This window comes from Megasphaera vaginalis (ex Srinivasan et al. 2021) (assembly GCF_000478965.1).
Lineage (GTDB): Bacteria > Bacillota > Negativicutes > Veillonellales > Megasphaeraceae > Megasphaera > Megasphaera vaginalis.
The window spans coordinates 1-17,382 of the sequence record NZ_AWXA01000025.1 but is presented as its reverse complement, the minus strand read 5'-3'; the positions used below and the strand labels follow the sequence as shown (position 1 = coordinate 17,382).

Here is a 17,382-nt window from a genome sequence, read left to right as displayed (position 1 = left end):
AAAGGCCGTATTTTAATCTTGTTCTCATCTCGCTGTCGTACAATAGAGCTAAGAGGTGATACGATGACAGTACCATATAAGCACAAGAACAAGCGATACGGCCGGCCTATATGCCGTGTCCAATTCATGACGCTCTGCACGGACAGAAAACGGCCCATTTTGGGGTCGATCGTCCATGACGGCGAAAAAAATGTTTGGTTGCCTTCCGTCTGGGGCACTGCGGCGACAAAGGCGTTGACAAGTTTGCAGCAGTATAACCGCACTATATTGATAGAAGACTTTGTCGTCATGCCCAATCATATCCATCTGCTTCTGGTGTACAAAACCTATCGTTCCAATCTGAGCGACTGGTTCGTCTTTTATTGCAAGCGATATATATTGCATGCCATGAAGCGATTCCGTTTTTCCGATATGGCCGTGTGGGAAAAGAACTATGAAGCGTCCTATTTACATTCCGAAGTGATCCATTCCGTATTCCAGCAAAATATTGAAGAGCACGTTTCGCGCTGGCATTACGACGCCTATTATACGCCGACGCCGGCCAATCCCAACACCTTCATAGAGAAGACAAAAAACTGATGCTCTTTAACCGCCGTTCACTGCACTGACTGACGTACGCATACAGCAGGTCTTCCAACAGCGCCAGCCCCTTGGCGCTAAAACGGACAGTCTCCCGGCAGTCCCAATCATATTCCAGCACGCGCCGCCAAAAAGCGCGAAAAGCCGGCGTGAGGCGTTCTTCGCGCCATTCCGCTCCGGCGTCTTCATCACTTAAAATCGTTTCCCCCGCTCCGGCAGCCCCTGTCCGATAAAGGCGAACCGTTGCCGGATCAGGGGCGAAGCCGGTCAAAGAAAGCAACTGCCAACCGGCAATGATCGTCACAATACGGCAGTCCTTCACACATACGGCGTCTGCATACTGCGAAAGCAGCCGATACAGCGCAGGATCCGCTTCCTGCGGCGGAACCAGGGCCAAAAACAGTTCCGTAAAAATTTGACTGTAAACGTATTCGTTCCACGTCAGATTCTGCAAATACCGATTTACGGCACATTCATATTCGCTCAATATGCGCACATTTCCCTGCCGATAGATCTCAAAGGAAATTTTGCTGAACGGAAGCGGCGCCGCCGGCATTCCCTTCCGAACGCCGCGCCCCTTCTCAGTTAACACCCGGAGCAATCCTTCCTGCACCGTATAAATTTCCAGAAAGAGCTGCTTTGCCGCCTGTTTGTGCACGCGCAGGACGATTCCGTCACAGCGGGACGGCAATCCCGGCGGCGCACCGCTCTTATGTTTCGCCATCGCGCTCCCCTTCTTCGTCCTTTGCCAATTCCCCGTTCTCCGCCAACGGCACAGCCTTGAGGCGGGATATGCGGAACCCCTGCGTTTCCAGGACTGTAAACCGGTAAAGGCCGATGCGAACTTCATCACGAATGGACGGCGCCTGGCCGAGAAGATTGAAAACGTAACCGCCGATCGTGTCCGTATCGACGTCGTCTTCCACGGGAATGCGCAAAAGCTCTTCCACATCGTCGAGCAGTACGGTCCCGTCAAATTCATAGCCGCCGTCTGGCAACGGCTGTATTTCTTCTTTTTCCGCCGTATGTTCGTTGCGAATATTGCCGACAAGTTCTTCCAGAATATCTTCCAGGCCGATGAGCCCTACCGTACTGCCGTATTCATCAACGACGATGGCCAAATATGTCCGTTGCGCCCGCATCAGCTGCAACAATTTCGACACTTCCATGATTTCGGGAATCATCAGGATAGGCCGGTTGATGAGCCGCAGATTGCCGCGCCGATGGATGTATAAATCCAGAAAGTCCTTGATATGTACCAAGCCGATAATATGGTCTTTATCATCTTCACAAAGAGGATAACGGGTATGGCGGGACTGGCGGATCGTATTCAGATTCTGATTCATGTGATTGCCAACAGTGAGACAGACGATATCCTGCCGGGGCACCATAATTTCTTTAGCCAACAAATCGGCGAATTCAAAGACATTATCGATCAATTCGCTTTCGATTTTATCTATCTTCCCGCCCTTATGACTGGCCGTCACCAGCATGCGTATCTCGTCTTCCGAGTGAGACATGTCGATCTCGTTGGTCATGTCGAGACCCTGACGGCGCAGGATAAACTGCCCGACTTTGCTGCCGGCCTTGATGAAGGGAGAGAACAGATTGCTGCAGCCGTGCAGCACAGGACCGACAATGCGCAGCACCTGTTCAGGCCGCTGCAGCCCGACAGATTTGGGAATCAGTTCCCCGAAAACCCAAAGAACGGCACAAACTGCCAGCAACAGACAGACCTCCATGCCGGCAATCAGCCATATATTGCCGATGAACACCTGCAACCGATCGTACGAATCGCGAAAAAGCTGCAAAAAAACGACGCCGGCGGCAATGCCGGAAAAAACCATGCCGATTTGCGCCATGCCGAGAAAAACCGTCGGTTCATCATAGAGCTTGAGCATTTTCCGTGCCGATTCATCGCCTTCGCGAATCAGATCTTCAATATATTCACGGCGCAACTGGGCAAAAGAAAATTTTCCTGCTACGCAGAACGCATTGACGACGATGCAAAGAAACAAGAGGGCGACATAGTATAATCCATCCTGAAGCGGTATCTCCATGTAATATTCTCCTATTCGTTCTTATAGCCGAATTCGCTGAGAGCCGAGGCCTGGTTACGCCAGTCTGATCTGACCTTTACCCATATGTCCAAATAAACGGTATTGCCCAAAAGATGTTCGATCTCGCTGCGCGCCAAACGACCGACCTCTTTTAAAACTGCGCCGTTTTTCCCGATTACGATTCGTTTTTGTGATTCCCGTTCGACAAATACGGTCATGCGGATATAGATTTTGCCGCCTCGCTCCTTCATTTCGTCAACATAGACGGCAATGGCGTGAGGTACTTCGTCCCGCGTTGCCAGGAGCAGCTTTTCTCTGACGATCTCGGCGACCAGGAGGCGTTCCGGCTGATCGGTCATCATGTCATCAGGGAAATACTTCGGTCCAGACGGCAAAAGTTTACGCAGTTCCGCAACCACGGTGTCGACATTATCCCCCTGCAAGGCGGAAATGGGGATGATCTGCGCAAAATCATAGAGATTGGCATAGTCGGTGATTTCTTTCAGGATATCGCCTTTGGACAGCTTATCGATTTTATTGATCAGCAGAAAAACCGGCACGCCGGCTGCCGCAATTTTATCAAGAACAAACAGGTCTCCAGGGCCCCGCTTTTCATTGCCTGCAACGAGGAAGAGAACGGCGTCGATATCCTGCAGGGACTGATACGCCATTTCGTCCATAAATTTTCCGAGCTTATGCCTGGGCTTGTGAATCCCCGGCGTATCCAAAAAGACAATTTGGCAGGCATCGTCCGTATGGACGCAGAGGATGCGGTTTCGCGTCGTCTGCGCTTTATCGGAAACGATCGACACCTTCTGCTTGATAATGCGATTGATCAGCGTTGATTTACCGACGTTCGGTCTGCCGACGACGGCTACAAATCCGGATTTAAACGATTCGTTCATATAAGCTCCTTTACAGTTACAAGGCGGTACGATCAAAGGGAAGCGGCAAAAGTTCGGACAATGCCACAATGCGGGGCGGAGAATCCGGCGCCGTCAGAATCACATAGGGAATTTCAAATTCTTCCAGCACCTGCCGGCAAGCGCCGCACGGCGACGTATAGCCGCGACCGTCGCTGACAATGGCCAAAGCTTCAAAGCTGCGGCAACCTGAAGCGACAGCATGAAAAACGGCGTTCCGTTCAGCGCAGATACTGAGTCCGTAAGACGCGTTCTCCACATTGCACCCTGTATAAATAACGCCGTTGCTGCCGAGCAGAGCGGCGCCGACGGTAAAATGAGAATAAGGAACATAAGCGAATTCTCTGGCGGAACCTGCGGCGGCGATCAATTCCCGCACCGTTTCTTCACTAATCATAACGCTTCCCCCTGACGGACATATCCCAGACGCTGTAAGATGAATTCTTCTTCCTTGCGCATTTCAGCCTTATCCTCATCTGTCAGATGATCATAACCAAGGATATGAAGCATGCCGTGAATCGTCAAATAAGCCAGTTCCCGCTCAACGGAATGACCATATTCGCCGGCCTGTTCCCGAACCTTGTCCAGAGAAATGACAATATCGCCGAGATATGCCGCATCAGGTCCGTCATAGCCGTCGGCTTCGCCTTCGTTCAAGGCGAATGAAAGCACATCTGTCGCCCTGTCGATTTGCCGGTAATCGCGGTTCAATACTCGAATATACTCGTTATGGCAAAGAAGGATGCTGATTTCCGCGGCAGGCCCCAATCCGTAGACCAATGCGGCTTCCCTGCAAACGCGTTCGATCACCTCTTCATACGCTTCCCTGCGAGACTCTTCCTCTTCGTAATTAATACGAATATCCATAACCTGCTCCCTTCAATCCTTTTGATAAAATTCCTCGTAAGCCCTGATGATCTTGCCAACCATATCGTGGCGGACAACGTCTTCATCGGTAAAAGACACCATGCCGACGCCCTTGACCTTGGCCAGGACCCTCTCGGCCTCAGTCAAACCCGACATTTTGCGGTCGACCAGGTCAATTTGCGTCTTATCGCCGTTGACGACGACGCGGGAATGATTGCCCATGCGGGTCAGGAACATCTTCATCTGTTCACGCGTCGTATTTTGGGCTTCATCGAGAATAATAAACGATTCTTCCAACGTCCTGCCGCGCATATACGCCAACGGAGCCACTTCGATAATATTTCTGTCAATCAGCTTTTGAAACTGGTCGTATCCGAACATGTCAGCCAACGCGTCATATAACGGCCGCAAATAAGGATCGATCTTTTCCTGCAAATCGCCGGGCAGAAAGCCCAGCTTTTCGCCGGCTTCGACGGCAGGACGCGTCAGAATGATCCGCTCCACCTGGCGGTTTTTTAAATAAAAAGACGCCAAGGCGACGGCTAAATAGGTCTTACCCGTGCCGGCGGGCCCGATGCCGAAGGTGACGAGATTTTTGCGGATAGAATCGACATACCGTTTCTGACCAGCCGTCTTCGGCTTGATCAGCCGGCCCCGCGCCGAAATGCTGATCGTATCGCCGTAGATTTCCCGCAGTTCTTCGCCTTTGCCGTTTTTGATGCACAAGGAAGAGTACCGCACATGTTGTGTCGTCAAATACGTATTTTCGCGGTTCAAATAACGAAGTGCCGCAAAAACCTCTTCAATAGCGCCAATATCCGTACTGCTGCCGACCAGAAAGACATTCGTCCCCCGTGCGGCAATCCGGCATTCGGGAAATTCATGCTGCAAGACTTTCAAGAATTCATCTTTGACGCCGAAAAGCGCTTTGGCTTCAGCCGGATCGGTAAAATTCAGTTGTTTTTCCATAACCGTTGCAGGCTCCTTTTTCCAATCATTCCGTAAAATGTCGAACAGCTTTTCCATGCAAATAGTTGCAGTCCTTCCCCTGCCAGGTGTCGAGCCGCTCCAGTTCGGCATCGATCATATCGCGAATGCGCCACCAGCCCATGCCCCAGTTGGCGAAATCGACGGCTTCCTGCGGCGCCCTGCCGATGAGTCGCTGAAAAACGATATCCGGCCGCGAATGAGCCAGGAAAAGGACGACACGCCGTACGTAATCCTCGACGGAGATGAGCGAGATCTTGCCGTCGCGATACCATTCCGCCATCAATGTATTCTTAATGATATATAATGCGTGAAGCTTTACTTCCTGCGTCGGCAGCGCCGAAATGACGCGGGCCGTTTCGACCGTGTCGGCGTCATCCTCGCCGGGCAGACCGATGATTACGTGTGTACAATTTCGAAACGGATAAGCGGCAAGCATAGTGACGGCATCGATGTATTCAGCCAAACCGTGACCGCGATTAATCAGTTTCAATGTTCTGTAATTCACTGTCTGCAAGCCCAACTCGACAAGGATGTCGACATGGTATTTCTCCCTGATCTCCGCCAAAATATCAAGATACGTTTCATTGATGCAGTCAGGACGCGTGGCAACGGCCAGCGCGACGACATCGTCTTTGCACGCTTCTGCCAAATACGAACGGAAGAGAGGAGGCGGCAAGTAAGTATTCGTGAAGTTTTGAAAATAAGCGATAAATTTATGGGCCTTATATTTCGGAACGATATGGGCCTTATTGGTTCTGATCTGTTCGCCGATCGTCACCGACGCCGGCAGGTTTTCGTACCCGGCACCGATGGAACCGCAAAACGCGCATCCTCCGGTGCCGAGGCGGCCGTCCCGATTGGGGCAGGTATCGGGGATACTGATCGGTAATTTATAAACTTTTTCCCCGTATTTTCCTTTTAAATATGTCGAATAGATACGATATCGTTCTTTCATATAACTCCTTCCGCAGCCAGCGCAGCTTTATTCAGAAGGCGCCAGCAAACGCCGTCAGCACCGCTTTCCGCTAAGATATAGGCTGCTTCGTCAGGTCCGTCTGCGTAACGCCGCAGTTCCTTCCCGACAGCGGGCGTAATGGGCCAAAGATGATAACGCATCTTAATATCACGCCAATTTGTAAAGCGGTAACCGGTAAAATACGCCGCCGGTCCTTCTTCCCTGCGAAAAAAAGGATCCGTCAACTGCCGCGGCGCTTCTTCCCAACCGAGGAAAGACGGCTTGAGACGAAAACGGAAACAGGTCAGCATGTCCAGACAGAGAAGCTGCCTGGCTACATCCTTTTCTTCCGCCGTAAGCTCTGTCAGCGCCGTCAGCGAATCCCAGAGAAAATGACAGACCGTCGCATCGGAAACGGCAAGGCGATCAAAGCCGCGGCACAACCAATGATCGGTCAACCGCTCATAAAAGGAAAACCAATCGCCGGCAAAGAAACGGTCAACGTACGCCAGCGTATACGAAAATTTCCCGGAATTATAAATTCGTTCAAAAACGTCTTCAAAAACCTTCATCGTACCGACCGCTTCATAGGAAAGCCATTTCGTGGCCAAGACTTCATACGGTCCGCGCAGGTCACAGGCGTAGTCCTGCGAATAATCCCGTCGTATACCTGAACCCTTGAGAAGTTTCAGAAAGCCGATCTGCAACTTATGGGGCTGTAGAGAATAAATATCGTTGAAGGAGCGCCGCAATGCCTGCATCGTTTCATAAGGGAGCCCGACGATCAGATCAAGGTGGAGATGAATGGTGCCCAATGAGCGGATGACGTTCATGACATGAACGATATGAGGCCAGTCGTTATGGCGGCGAATCGCCTGCAAGGTCGGTCCGTAAGTCGACTGAATGCCCAGTTCCAGTTGGATCCGTCCCCGCGGCGCCTGTGACAACAGCGCCAGATCTTCCTCCGTCACGAGTCCCGGTTCTATTTCCAAATGAAAGTTCACCGTCGCCTGAAGAGAAACCATAAAGGCCAAAATGGGCCGATAATGCCGCGGATTACAGTTAAATGTCCTGTCAACGAGTTTAACCTGCTTGACGCCTGCGGCAACCAGTCGCTTCAGTTCTTCAATCACCAATGCGGCAGACCGAAAACGCACCGTATCATCTCTGCCGGAAAGGCAATATTGACAATGAAAGGGACAGCCGCGAGAGCTTTCATAATAGACAAGTTGATGAGACAAGGAGGCTAAATCCGCATCATCATAAGGAAAAGGCAAGAGATCAAGATCAGGCACTTCACGGATCAATTCATTGCCCTCAATCGCTCCGTCCGCAGTACGTCTCAAGACGCCGCCGACAGCCGTACCGTCTTCTCCGTTCAGCCAGGAAGCGATCAGTTCCGGCAGGATCGCCTCGCCTTCCCCCTGGAGAGCATAATCGATATTCCCTTCCGCCGTCAACAGTTCCCGCGCCGTATACGTCACTTCCGGACCGCCGACCATAATCGTCACGTCAGGACAAATCTGCCGCAACAGCGAAATGAGATGCAGCGTCATATCAATGTTCCATATATAGCAGGAAAAGCCGATGACATCTGCGTGAAACGCGTGAATCCTGCGCAAAATATCATAGGCATTATGGTTGATCGTATATTCGGCTGTCTCCACATTCCCAAAACCCTGTTGACGACACGCCGCCGCAAGGCAGCGAAGGGCCAGCGAAGATTGAACGAATTTTGCATTCAGCGTCGTCAATAAGATCTTCATCAAAGAGAAAAAAGCCTCCTCTATCGGTAATTTACCAAACTATTCAGTACCCTTATTATACTGCAAAGCCGGAAGAGTGACTAGTCTTAAGAAAACATGAAAACAGCAGTGACGGCATGCCGCAACTGCTGTTTTTACGTACTTCCGTCGCACAGGCGGCAGCACCAAAAAGCCGGCGTCTGAAAGCAGTCGGCCTCGCTTCGTCCACCGTGAACATGACGCCGCCAAAACAGCGCAATCATACGCCAACGCCGTTGTCCAAAAAAAATAACACCGCCAACACCGGCGTAAAACAACTTCTTCACGTACGCGCGGTCTCCGGCGGTTTCTCCTTGTTGTTATCATCATCAGTATAGCATAATCGACAGTGTTTCTCCATAATGTCAGTTCAAAATTTACGAGTTCTTTATATTTCCAGTTTATTAGCAAGAAAAACAACGGCAAGTCCTGCCGGACTTGCCGAAAAAGGTCTTACTGTCTACAATTTGCCCACCAGGTCGAAAGACGGTTTCAAGACGGCGTCACCGGGATGCCAGGAAGCCGGGCACACTTCGTCTCCATGCGCGCCGACAAATTGGGCAGCCTGCACCTTACGCAACAACTCATCTGCGCTGCGGCCGATATTACCGGCGCTTACTTCATACAGCACGACTTCTCCCGCCGGATTGATGACGAAGGTTCCCCGTTCCGCTTTTCCTTCTGCCGTAATATAGACGTCAAGATCTTTTGCCAGCGCCCCCGTCGGATCGCCCACCATCGGATACGTTACGGTTCCGATCAAGGGCGACGATTCATGCCATGCTTTATGAACAAAATGCGTATCGCATGAAACGGCATATACTTCACAACCAATCTGCTTAAAATCAGCATATTTTCTCTGCAAGTCTGCCAATTCCGTCGGGCACACGAAGGTAAAATCGGCAGGATAAAAGAAAAGGACACTCCATTTGCCCTGCAAATCTTCCTGCGTCACATCTCTGAAACCGTTGTCAACGTAGGCTTGCGCCGTAAACTCTGAAATTTTTTTACCATTTAACGACATAATTTACCTCCTTGCATACACGTTAAAGTATATCGATTTAGTACTCTTTCAGTATACGTCATCCATCGTTATATGTCAAGTTAAATGATAATTATTTTCATATAAAACTCTCCGCACGAACCAACTTTTCTTCCAGAATCGCTTTATCCGCGACGCCGTCTTGCTGCCAAATCAGTCTGCCGTAACGGCTGACGACGATCCATTTGGGAACACTGTACACAGACAATTTCCGGCTGTCTTCAAGGCGCATCATATACAACGGGAAAGAAAAAGAACGACTTTCTGTTCGTTCCTTCTCTTTTCTGTTACCGCTCTCAGGAAACGATATGGCTGCAAAATGAATCTGTTTCCCGTATTTTTGTTCCATTTCCTGGAGCAGCTGCAGCTCACCGTCACTTTCCCTGCTCCAAGGCATCCAGAAAAGCAGGCAAACGGCCCCGTCATTACAAATATTACGCAATTTTATATTGCTTCCATCCTGCGCTTTCAGGACGACATTCTGCACCAACACTTCCGTTTCGGCGCGACTGATTTCCTGTTGTTCTTTTCTATCTTCTTCGTACTCGATAGCCGGATCTTTCCCCGGCCAAAAAAAGAGCGTAACGACAATACAAATACTACCCAAAATAAGACTGATCGCCTTGCGTTGTTTGCCCGTATCCATACTCACCCTCTGTTTCCGAAAAAATAGCGTCCGGAAGGCGCCGGAAATCAACGCTCCCCATTGATCTGACCCGTTGTTGCGAGCCGTTTCGTCCAGCTATCGGCAATAGCGGCAAACTCGTCAAGAGAAAGGGTTTCGCCGCGTCTTTTGCCGTCGATGCCTGCAGCAGACAGAATCGCCTCCACGTCATTTGTCGGAAGACCGGTTCCTTTCAACGCGTTGGTCAGGGTTTTGCGACGCTGCCCGAAAGCCGCTTTGACAGTCTGGAAAAAGCGGTGTTCTTCGAGAACCTGCACCGGCGGCGTCGGCCGTACATCCATGGCGACAACAGCTGATTGAACGGCGGGAGGCGGCAGAAAGGAGGCCGGATTAATCACAAAAGCAAGGTGAGGTGACGTATAATACTGAACGGCTACGGACAACGCGCCGTAAGCTTTGCTCCCCGGCCCGGAAACCATACGTTCCGCCACTTCCTTCTGAACCATGACGACCATCCGCTCCATTGGCAGCCGTTCTTCCAACAGCCGCAAGATGATGGGAGTTGTAATATAATACGGCAGATTGGCGCAGACGACAAAGGGCTTATGATTCATCAGCGCCTCAATATCGACCTTCATGATATCGTCATGAATGATGCGTACATTATCGTAAGCTTCCAAGGTTTTATCCAAAACCGGCAACAAATTGGAATCGATTTCGACAGCCGTCACGGCAGCGCCCGTTTCAGCCAACGCCTGCGTCAGCGTACCGATACCGGGGCCGATCTCCAACACGGGCATCCCGGCATGAAGCGACGCCGTCTCGGCAATATGACGGACAACGGGAGGGTCAATCAGAAAATTTTGCCCCAGCTTTTTATTCATATGTAAATGAAATCGCCTGACGAGATAATGAACAACATCGGGATTTGCCAAATCAGAACTTTTCATCGCCACCATCCTTTTGCAGTTGCCGTAACGCGGCGTCCCACTCTTCTCGCGTAACGCCGTAATGATTCAATCGTTTTAAAAATTGCTTGGCATTGCCGTAGCCGATCCCCAGTACGGCGCCCAAAGCCGCTCTTTTCTCAGCCGCCGCAGCCGTTCCGTTCAAACCGGCAGACAGAAGATCGTCTGCCGTAAACGTCTCGTTCACCGTCATCACTGCGCAGCGGCACTTGTCAAGAGCGGAGCGAATGGCCTCCGGCGACGCCTGTTCCACACCAAGATCATTGTTGGCGATGGCGTCCTTTCGGGGAATGAAAGCGTGCTTGGCACGGGGAAATCGTTTGCTCAATGCCCGACGGATTTCTTCGCCGGCCCGATCCGGGTCGGTGAGGATAATGATGCCGCGGCGCTTATAGGCATACTCGATTTGCCGCAGCGTATCGGCGCGAAGACTGAAGCCGTCCGTTCTGATCGTATCGACATCGATGTGGGCGGACCGGATGCGCGCTTCATCGGCGCGTCCTTCGACAATAACCACTTCCCTGATCACCGCGCGCCGCCTCCTTTTTCGCAGATATATTGCGCCGCCGCCAAAACAGCCAAGATGTTGTGTTCCAAGACGATGCCGCCTTGCAGGTAGATCAGATACGGTTCACGTATGGGGCCGTCTGCCGATAATTCGATGGAAGAGCCTTGCACAAAATCACCTGCCGCCATGATGATCTTGTCAGCATATCCGGGCATGGCATCGGGAATCGGCGTCACATGGGCGTCGACAGGAGAAAAAGATTGGATGCCCTGACAGAAAAGACGCATATTTCCCTCATTCTGCAGCGCAATCGTCTGAATCAGATCACAGCGCGGCGCCGCTACAGACGGCGAAACGGCAAATCCGAGCCGTTCAAAAACGGCGGCAGCAAAGACAGCCCCTTTGATAGCTTGCGCCGTAACATGAGGCGCCATAAAAAAGCCCTGGAAAAAAAGACGGTAACCGCCGGCGTAGGAACCGAGCTCAGAGCCAAGACCGGGCGCCGTCAGATAATCGGCGGCGCAGTCTACCAGATCAGCCCGGCCGGCAATATACCCGCCTGTCGGCGCAATACCGCCGCCGGGATTCTTGATCAGCGAACCGGCAATAATATCGGCGCCGGCTTCAAGCGGCTCCTCCGTAGCTGCAAATTCGCCGTAACAATTATCAACGAAGCAGATCGTTTCGGGACTTTCCTTTTTAACGGCGGCAATGATCTTCCGCAGATCATCGATCGTCAAGGACGCGCGGGAACTGTAACCGCGCGACCGCTGCAAAAGGACGACTTTCGGTTTGTCAGCGGCGACGGCGCCGCGTATGGCCTGCAGATCGTAGGCATTATCTTTAAGAGGCACTTCCTTGTAACGGACGCCCCGCTCTTTGAGGGAATGCCGACTCGGACGGGCATGGCCGATAACGCCTTGCATCGTATCGTAAGGGGCCCCAACCAAAGAAATGAGCATATCGCCCTGCTGCAACAGCGCACAAAGAACCGTCGCCAAGGCATGCGTGCCGGAAACGAAATGAGGGCGTACCAGCGCCTTTTCGGCCTTAAAAACGGCGGCAAACACTTCTGCCAGCTTTTCACGGCCCAAATCACTGTACCCGTACCCCGACGTGCCGGCAAATTGGTAGGCGGAAACCTGCGCCTTTCTGTACGCCGCCAAAACCTTTTCCGTGTTATAAAGACTCACGGCATCTATCACTGCAAACTGCGCCGCACAAGCTTGCAGCGCCTCCTGCCTGAGTGTATCCATCTGAATCGACAAACCCTTCCATCCCTTTCTTGTATCATATTCCGATTCCTGCGCCGCGTATATCGACGATGACCGTGCGAGCCAAGGCTGCTTCGGAATCGTACTTTTCCTTTTCATACCAGTGAATATACGGCATCCGCCTGTACCACGTCAGTTGCCGTTTGGCAAAACGGCGGGTGCGCGTCTTGATCGCCGCAGTCATCGCGTCATACGTAATGCGCCCGTCGAGGTAAGCGGCAATCTCTCCGTAGCCGATAGCCTTCATGCCTTGATCCGACTCTGTCAGCCCTTCCTTCAACAAGGCTGCCGTTTCTTCAATCCATCCGGCGCGCAACATTGCGTCAATCCGCTTTTCAATACGCTCATAAAGAACGGGGCGCGGCAACGACAAGCCGATGACAAACGCATCATAAATCAATGCCGACGCTTTGCCGGCACGAACGAAGGCAGCGCCTTCCCCTCTGCCGACGGCGGCAACCAGACGGATCAACCGTTGTCTGTTGGCCAACAGCTCATGCCAGTCATCAGGCTGCCAATCCGTAGCCGCCGTAATATACGACTTCAACTCTGCCGGCGTCATCGACGCAACGGTTCGCGCGGCCCGCTCCCGTTCATGCGGCAATACCCGGGGCGCCGTAAATTCATATCCTTCCAGCAAGGATTGCAAATACAAACCCGTACCGCCTACAATAATTGGAAGTTTCCCCCGTTCATGGAGAGCGGCGATTTCCGCCTGCGCCAGTGCACAGAAACGAGCGGCGGAAAAGGGCTCGTCGGCAGCGGCAATATTGATCAAATGATGACGATAGGCGGAAAGTTCCTCCTGCGTCGGCTTGGCCGTGCCGATATCCATGCCGCGATAGATCTGATAAGCATCGCACGAGACCAGTTCGCTGTGAAATTCTTCCGCCAGGAAAAAGCTCAACGCCGTTTTTCCTACTGCCGTAGGTCCGACAATGGCAATAACCGGTTTCATTATATAGAATCACTCTCCAAAACGGCATAACAAATGCGGCTGTATTTACCGCCAACAAGGCGCAGTCCGGGAAAATCCCGACGCAGCCGGTCAAAACGGCGGCCTTTTATGACGATTCGCCGCGCAGCTTTTGAGGCGGCCAGGCGAATCAACGCAGGTGTCAGGAGCTGATGATCCATCAGTGGACGCAGCGGTCGAAAGGCGCAGCTGCTTTCAACAGGTTCGCTGAACATGGGATCGAAATACAGAATATCATATGGCTGCGCCGTACGATCGCGCAAATAGTTTTCATAATCTCCCTGCTGCAAATGAATACGCCGTAAAGCCTTCGTGACGGCAAGATCGTCATGGTTGAAATGTGCAAAGCCCCAACCCGTGACGGCCGCCAGGAGCGGTGACGCTTCTAAAGCATCGACGACGGAACCGGCCGGCAGTGCATAGGAGGCGATAACGGCATCGGCGCCGAAGCCGCAGGTGCAATCCAGGAGACGGACCGGTCCGGTCGCGGCCAAAGCCTCCAGAAAATGATCTGGCACCCCCTGTTGCAAATGAAGCAACCGCAACTGCGCCATATTCAGGTGGAACCGGTGCCTGCCCCGATCAGTCGTTATTTCCGGCCCCTGCGTCGTATAAACGAGGAGGTTGTCGTATTCTTTCTGTAACGTCTCATGAGAACGGCGACGGCGCAAAACGAAGGCGGCGCCGATTGAAGCGGCCCAGCGCGCCGCTTCTTCCTGCAACGTTGCAGACGCTTTTAATGACGGCGTTACCGTGATCACAGCAGTATTCATGTCCGCTTAAAAAGCCTGGCGAGGTCGGCAGGCGTGAAGCGCACGATGATCGGTCTCCCGTGCGGGCAGACGAAAGGCTTTTCCGTTTGAAAAAGCGCTTCCAGAAGCTGTTTCATTTCCCGTATATTCAACTTATCGCCGGCTTTGATCGCACCGTGGCACGAAAGATAGGCCAAGGATGTGTGCCGCAGCATCGCCTTATCCAAAGACGGCTGCAACGTCAAAATCCGGCAAATCTCGCGAAGCGAATCGGCAATATGGGCCGTCTGCAAATCACAGGGTACGGCTTCCATGCGCAGCGTCGACGGACCGGCAACGGAATAGGCATACCCAAGATCGACAAAAACGTCTTGCCGCTCTGTCAGAAGCGCCATATCGTGACTGTCGACTTCGACAAATTCCGCCGTCAGCAGCTGCTGACTCGGCAGTGCTTCCGCCCGTTTGCAGAAGGTATCGTAACGCACCCGTTCATGCGCCGCATGGTGGTCGATCAGATAGAGATCTTCCCCCTTTTTGGCAACAATATAGCAATCCGCCACTTCACCGAGAGGAATAAAGACATCCGCATCGCCGTCAAACGTAATGACAGGCCCTTGCTCTTCTTCGGTACCGGGAACCTTGCTTTCCGCCGCCAAAGCCGCCGTAAAGGCCGCTGCAGCAGCCGGTACATCGTCAGGCGTCAATACCGGTTCATACGGGCGCCGCGGCGATTCCCCGACATGTTGCTGCGCCGAAACTGCCGGCGCAGCATAAGTTGTCGCCGGAACCGACGATTGCGCCGAAGCGGTAAAAGGCAGTTCCGATTCCTGCGGCGACGCAATGTCCCGCAGAGGTTCAAGCCTTTCGCGCTGACGCGGCGGCAAAGGAGCGGACGCCGCGATCGTTTCCGGTCTGTCCTGACTGACCAGTGCCGTAACGATGCTATGATAAACGGCGCGATACACTTCCTTTTCGTCGGCGAACTTGATCTCCGTTTTGGCAGGATGAACATTGACGTCGATAAAAGCCGGATCGATATCGATTTGAAGTACGGCCAGGGGATATCCCGCTTTCGGCAGCATCGCATGGTAAGCATTTTCGATAGCTTTATAGATAATACCGTTCTGCACGACCCGACGATTGACGATACTCGTCTGCCAGGCACGGCTGCTCTTCAGCAATGACGGCTTGCCGACAAAACCGGAAATTGTCAGCGTTTCCCCTTCATAAGTTACAGGAAAAATCTCCCGCGCCGCGGCTGCACCGTAAATGCCGGCAATCGTTTCCTTCAAGTCTCCCTGCCCTCCTGTATGAAGCGTTGTCCTGCCGTTCGTAATTAAGGTGAATTCAATACCGCTGTTGGCCAGGGCCAGTTTTGTGACGATCTCGCTGATCTTGGCACTTTCTGTCCGTTCGCTTTTGAGAAATTTCCGCCTTGCCGGCGTATTGAAAAAGAGCTCCGCCACTTCTACCGTTGTCCCGACAGGAGCTCCCGTTTCTTCTTTTTCTTTGATAACGCCGCCGTCTATCAGCAGCTGTGTCGCCAACACGGCGTCTCGCTGCCGCGTCGTAAGGGTCATCCGCGATACGGCGGCAATACTCGGTACGGCTTCACCGCGAAAGCCGAGAGAAGTGATGGCAAATATATCTTCAACGGAGCGAATTTTGCTCGTGCCGTGGCGGATGAGGCATTTTTCCGCATCTTCGGCACTCATGCCGCAGCCGTTATCGCTGACGCGCATGTACGACTGGCCGCCGTCGGCAATTTCCGTCTCAATCGCCGTTGCACCGGCGTCAACGGCATTTTCGATCAACTCCTTAATGCATGACGACGGCCGTTCGACAACTTCACCGGCAGCAATTTTATTGGCCGTCCCTTCGTCAAGCACATGAATCAGAGAACTCATTTCATCCCGCTCCCTTCTTTCGCCTCTTTTTGCAGGCTATATAAAAATGAAATGGCTTCAATAGGCGTCATCGTCGCAACGTCGACAGACAGGAGCCGTTCTGTCAGCAAATCCGTAAAGAGATTTTCCGATAGAGACTGTGCCGTTTTTTCGGCGGCAAGCGGCGGCGCCGCGGTATCACTTTCGAGATCGTTGAGAATGATTTCAGCCCGCTGCAAAAGCGTTTCCGGCAAGCCGGCCAGACGCGCCACGTGGAGACCGTAGCTGCGATCAGCGCTGCCGGGAATGATACGGCGCAGAAATTTGATGCTCTTGCCGCGTTCCTTGACGGCGACCGTATAGTTCTTGATTTTTTCGGAGTCCTTCGCCATGGCAATCAGTTCATGATAATGGGTGGCAAAAAGCGTCAAGGCGTGAATCTGCCGCAAGCAGTATTCAATTACGGCGCGGGCAATGGACATGCCGTCAAAGGTACTCGTGCCCCGTCCTATTTCATCGAGAATGAGCAGGCTGTCCGCCGTCGCATGCTTCAAAATATACGATACTTCCTTCATTTCCATCATGAATGTACTTTGGCCCGTCAAAATATCGTCACTGGCGCCAATGCGCGTAAAAATACGATCGACAGGGCAGACGGAAGCGGCGCCGGCAGGAATGAACGAACCGACTTGCGTCATCAGTACCAGTACGGCAACTTGTCGCATATAAGTGGATTTTCCGGCCATATTCGGTCCCGTAATGACGAGAACTTCATGATCCTGATGATTCAGGACAACGTCGTTCGGAACAAAAAGCTCGCCTGTCACATATTTTTCAATAATCGGATGTCTACCGTCTTCAATGCGGATCATGCGCTGCCGGTTCAGAGACGGCCGCGTGTAATGGTTTTCATGCGCTGCACAGGCAAGGCTGTACAGGCAGTCCACCTGCGCGATCGAGCGGGCCGATACCTGCATGGCCGGAATAGACTGTTGCAGTTGTCGGCGCAATTCACCGAAAAGCTTGTATTCAAGCGCCAGCATCCGTTCCTGCGCCGTCAGCACCTTCACTTCAAAATCCTTCAATTCAGGCGTAATATACCGTTCGGCGTTGACCAGCGTCTGCTTGCGGACATAATACGCGGGAACAGGCTTCGTATTGGCATGGGAAATTTCAAAATAATAGCCGAATAC

At 52.3% G+C, this 17,382-nt stretch carries 19 protein-coding genes; 2 read left to right on the top strand and 17 right to left on the bottom strand.

The features are described from left to right. Window positions 1-63: 63 nt before the first annotated feature. Window positions 64-579, top strand: coding sequence for a transposase (locus HMPREF1250_RS04485; RefSeq protein WP_023053431.1), 516 nt, complete (start codon window positions 64-66; stop codon window positions 577-579). On the opposite strand, the gene recO is transcribed toward HMPREF1250_RS04485, so the two are convergent. Genes recO through HMPREF1250_RS04445 form a run of 8 tightly spaced genes read right to left on the bottom strand, consistent with a single transcriptional unit; the run spans window position 557 to window position 8,140 of the window. Then, on the bottom strand, window positions 557-1,303 hold the full coding sequence (recO, locus tag HMPREF1250_RS04480; protein ID WP_023053449.1) for a DNA repair protein RecO: 747 nt from the start codon (window positions 1,301-1,303) through the stop codon (window positions 557-559). The genes HMPREF1250_RS04485 and recO overlap by 23 nt on opposite strands. After that, window positions 1,290-2,639, bottom strand: coding sequence for a hemolysin family protein (locus tag HMPREF1250_RS04475; RefSeq protein WP_023053427.1), 1,350 nt, complete (start codon window positions 2,637-2,639; stop codon window positions 1,290-1,292). The genes recO and HMPREF1250_RS04475 overlap by 14 nt, the downstream gene beginning before the upstream one ends. Window positions 2,640-2,650: 11 nt before the next feature. Continuing rightward, window positions 2,651-3,544 carry a GTPase Era gene (era, locus tag HMPREF1250_RS04470; protein WP_023053510.1) on the bottom strand — a complete coding sequence of 298 codons (894 nt, stop codon included), beginning with the start codon at window positions 3,542-3,544 and terminating at the stop codon, window positions 2,651-2,653. Window positions 3,545-3,560: 16 nt separating this feature from the next. Next, window positions 3,561-3,956: a cytidine deaminase gene (locus HMPREF1250_RS04465; RefSeq protein ID WP_419177275.1), complete on the bottom strand. Its 396-nt coding sequence runs from the start codon at window positions 3,954-3,956 to the stop codon at window positions 3,561-3,563. Continuing rightward, entirely contained in the window at window positions 3,956-4,429 is a 474-nt protein-coding gene (ybeY, locus tag HMPREF1250_RS04460; protein ID WP_023053494.1) for an rRNA maturation RNase YbeY, read from the bottom strand. Before ybeY ends, HMPREF1250_RS04465 begins: the two co-directional genes overlap by 1 nt. Window positions 4,430-4,441: 12 nt before the next feature. Next, the gene (locus tag HMPREF1250_RS04455; protein ID WP_023053428.1) at window positions 4,442-5,398 is read right to left on the bottom strand and encodes a PhoH family protein; all 957 of its coding nucleotides are present in this window, start codon (window positions 5,396-5,398) and stop codon (window positions 4,442-4,444) included. Between the two features lie 25 nt (window positions 5,399-5,423). Next, window positions 5,424-6,374, bottom strand: coding sequence for a TIGR01212 family radical SAM protein (locus HMPREF1250_RS04450; protein WP_023053509.1), 951 nt, complete (start codon window positions 6,372-6,374; stop codon window positions 5,424-5,426). Continuing rightward, a complete protein-coding gene (locus HMPREF1250_RS04445) occupies window positions 6,371-8,140 on the bottom strand; it encodes a B12-binding domain-containing radical SAM protein (protein WP_036242680.1) in 1,770 nt (589 codons plus the stop codon). Before HMPREF1250_RS04445 ends, HMPREF1250_RS04450 begins: the two co-directional genes overlap by 4 nt. 116 nt (window positions 8,141-8,256) lie before the next feature. Here HMPREF1250_RS04445 and HMPREF1250_RS11550 point away from each other — a divergent pair, with 116 nt between their 5' ends. Then, window positions 8,257-8,496 carry a hypothetical protein gene (locus HMPREF1250_RS11550; RefSeq protein ID WP_155914491.1) on the top strand — a complete coding sequence of 80 codons (240 nt, stop codon included), beginning with the start codon at window positions 8,257-8,259 and terminating at the stop codon, window positions 8,494-8,496. Between the two features lie 122 nt (window positions 8,497-8,618). On the opposite strand, the gene ahpC is transcribed toward HMPREF1250_RS11550, so the two are convergent. The 9 genes from ahpC to mutS all read right to left on the bottom strand — a co-directional run. Then, the gene (gene ahpC, locus HMPREF1250_RS04440; RefSeq protein ID WP_023053443.1) at window positions 8,619-9,182 is read right to left on the bottom strand and encodes an alkyl hydroperoxide reductase subunit C; all 564 of its coding nucleotides are present in this window, start codon (window positions 9,180-9,182) and stop codon (window positions 8,619-8,621) included. Between the two features lie 97 nt (window positions 9,183-9,279). Next, entirely contained in the window at window positions 9,280-9,846 is a 567-nt protein-coding gene (locus tag HMPREF1250_RS04435; protein WP_023053461.1) for a hypothetical protein, read from the bottom strand. Between the two features lie 47 nt (window positions 9,847-9,893). Further along, a complete protein-coding gene (gene rsmA / locus HMPREF1250_RS04430) occupies window positions 9,894-10,775 on the bottom strand; it encodes a 16S rRNA (adenine(1518)-N(6)/adenine(1519)-N(6))-dimethyltransferase RsmA (protein ID WP_023053467.1) in 882 nt (293 codons plus the stop codon). Continuing rightward, window positions 10,762-11,322 (bottom strand): ribonuclease M5, encoded by a 561-nt coding sequence (rnmV, locus tag HMPREF1250_RS04425; protein ID WP_023053471.1) that lies wholly within the window; start codon window positions 11,320-11,322, stop codon window positions 10,762-10,764. Before rnmV ends, rsmA begins: the two co-directional genes overlap by 14 nt. Then, the gene (locus HMPREF1250_RS04420; protein WP_196806849.1) at window positions 11,319-12,563 is read right to left on the bottom strand and encodes an aminotransferase class I/II-fold pyridoxal phosphate-dependent enzyme; all 1,245 of its coding nucleotides are present in this window, start codon (window positions 12,561-12,563) and stop codon (window positions 11,319-11,321) included. Before HMPREF1250_RS04420 ends, rnmV begins: the two co-directional genes overlap by 4 nt. A gap of 28 nt (window positions 12,564-12,591) precedes the next feature. Beyond that, the gene (gene miaA, locus HMPREF1250_RS04415) at window positions 12,592-13,533 is read right to left on the bottom strand and encodes a tRNA (adenosine(37)-N6)-dimethylallyltransferase MiaA (protein ID WP_023053429.1); all 942 of its coding nucleotides are present in this window, start codon (window positions 13,531-13,533) and stop codon (window positions 12,592-12,594) included. After that, window positions 13,533-14,324 (bottom strand): class I SAM-dependent methyltransferase, encoded by a 792-nt coding sequence (locus tag HMPREF1250_RS04410; protein ID WP_023053497.1) that lies wholly within the window; start codon window positions 14,322-14,324, stop codon window positions 13,533-13,535. The genes miaA and HMPREF1250_RS04410 overlap by 1 nt, the downstream gene beginning before the upstream one ends. Further along, a complete protein-coding gene (gene mutL / locus HMPREF1250_RS04405) occupies window positions 14,321-16,210 on the bottom strand; it encodes a DNA mismatch repair endonuclease MutL (protein ID WP_023053488.1) in 1,890 nt (629 codons plus the stop codon). The genes HMPREF1250_RS04410 and mutL overlap by 4 nt, the downstream gene beginning before the upstream one ends. Then, on the bottom strand, window positions 16,207-17,382 hold a 1,176-nt coding region (gene mutS / locus HMPREF1250_RS04400; protein WP_023053478.1), incomplete at its 5' end, for a DNA mismatch repair protein MutS. The genes mutS and mutL, both read right to left, overlap by 4 nt.

Coding starts and splice junctions, on each gene's coding strand:
- HMPREF1250_RS04450 (WP_023053509.1), bottom strand. CDS start 6,374: ATGAAAGAACGATATCGTATCTATTCGACATATTTAAAAGGAAAATAC.
- rsmA (WP_023053467.1), bottom strand. CDS start 10,775: ATGAAAAGTTCTGATTTGGCAAATCCCGATGTTGTTCATTATCTCGTC.
- HMPREF1250_RS04485 (WP_023053431.1), top strand. CDS start 64: ATGACAGTACCATATAAGCACAAGAACAAGCGATACGGCCGGCCTATA.
- era (WP_023053510.1), bottom strand. CDS start 3,544: ATGAACGAATCGTTTAAATCCGGATTTGTAGCCGTCGTCGGCAGACCG.
- mutL (WP_023053488.1), bottom strand. CDS start 16,210: ATGAGTTCTCTGATTCATGTGCTTGACGAAGGGACGGCCAATAAAATT.
- HMPREF1250_RS04455 (WP_023053428.1), bottom strand. CDS start 5,398: ATGGAAAAACAACTGAATTTTACCGATCCGGCTGAAGCCAAAGCGCTT.
- miaA (WP_023053429.1), bottom strand. CDS start 13,533: ATGAAACCGGTTATTGCCATTGTCGGACCTACGGCAGTAGGAAAAACG.
- HMPREF1250_RS04445 (WP_036242680.1), bottom strand. CDS start 8,140: ATGAAGATCTTATTGACGACGCTGAATGCAAAATTCGTTCAATCTTCG.
- HMPREF1250_RS04475 (WP_023053427.1), bottom strand. CDS start 2,639: ATGGAGATACCGCTTCAGGATGGATTATACTATGTCGCCCTCTTGTTT.
- recO (WP_023053449.1), bottom strand. CDS start 1,303: ATGGCGAAACATAAGAGCGGTGCGCCGCCGGGATTGCCGTCCCGCTGT.
- ybeY (WP_023053494.1), bottom strand. CDS start 4,429: ATGGATATTCGTATTAATTACGAAGAGGAAGAGTCTCGCAGGGAAGCG.
- ahpC (WP_023053443.1), bottom strand. CDS start 9,182: ATGTCGTTAAATGGTAAAAAAATTTCAGAGTTTACGGCGCAAGCCTAC.
- HMPREF1250_RS11550 (WP_155914491.1), top strand. CDS start 8,257: ATGCCGCAACTGCTGTTTTTACGTACTTCCGTCGCACAGGCGGCAGCA.
- HMPREF1250_RS04410 (WP_023053497.1), bottom strand. CDS start 14,324: ATGAATACTGCTGTGATCACGGTAACGCCGTCATTAAAAGCGTCTGCA.
- HMPREF1250_RS04435 (WP_023053461.1), bottom strand. CDS start 9,846: ATGGATACGGGCAAACAACGCAAGGCGATCAGTCTTATTTTGGGTAGT.